The sequence below is a fragment of the Streptomyces sp. NRRL S-37 genome (assembly GCF_000721605.1).
Classification (GTDB): Bacteria; Actinomycetota; Actinomycetes; order Streptomycetales; family Streptomycetaceae; genus Streptomyces.
In genome coordinates this window covers 1-245 of the sequence record NZ_JOIZ01000161.1, presented here as the reverse complement: position 1 = coordinate 245, position 245 = coordinate 1, and the positions used below count along the sequence as shown (strand labels likewise).

Here is a 245-nt window from a genome sequence, read left to right as displayed (position 1 = left end):
GTCGACGCGGTTGCTCCGGTTGATCCGGAGGCGGTGGCGGTGTTGGTGGTCACGGCTGTGGAGAGCCTGGTGACGGCGTTGGAGGGGGCTTTGGACGGTGGTCCGGATGTCCCGTTGAGCGGTGTTGCCGTGCTCGATGACGCGGGGCGTCGTCGGGTGCTTGTCGAGTGGAATGACACGTCGGTGGGGGTGCCGGCGGGGTCGGTGGTGGGGTTGTTCGAGGAGTGGGTGGCTCGGGCGCCGGG

At 69.4% G+C, this 245-nt stretch carries 1 protein-coding gene; it reads left to right on the top strand.

What is annotated here, in order from left to right; all coding sequences use genetic code 11:
* On the top strand, positions 1-245 hold a 245-nt coding region (locus tag IH50_RS43100), incomplete at both ends, for a hypothetical protein (protein ID WP_234328348.1).